Here is a 413-nt window from a genome sequence, read left to right as displayed (position 1 = left end):
GAATGACATTCAAGGTAGAAATGATATTGAACTTGCAAAAATATTCAAAGAAAAAGTTGGTAACAAAAATCATACGTTTTGTGAAGTGTGTAATAATAGTGATGAAGTTGTAATAAGAACTGAAGCGTCTAGAGAATTCTTAGAATATGGAATAATAAATGGTAAAATGATGAAACTTGTAGTAAACAAAAGTCCAGTGTACGATGAAACTGGTTCAATGTATGGTACATGTGGAACTGGTAGAGATGTTACAGATTGGCATGATTCACTAGAAGAAGCTATTGCTAAAGTACAATCTGGGTGCTCTTGCTTTGGACAAGAAGAAACAGAAATGTTACTAAAGGAACTAAACAAATTAAAATTTGAGGAAGGTGATCATGTCAGCATTGGATAGTTTAGATGTGTTAGAGTAC

At 32.7% G+C, this 413-nt stretch carries 1 protein-coding gene; it reads left to right on the top strand.

All coding sequences use genetic code 11. From position 1 onward, the window contains the following. A partial coding sequence (locus AC07RN_RS21380; RefSeq protein WP_478337283.1) for a PAS domain-containing protein occupies nt 1-394 on the top strand: 394 nt, incomplete at its 5' end. Nucleotides 395-413 lie beyond the last annotated feature (19 nt).

The sequence above is a fragment of the Lelliottia sp. GFLA7 genome (assembly GCF_056490165.1).
Note: the sequence above shows the minus strand (reverse complement) of the source record. Positions and strands in the feature narration are given on the sequence as shown.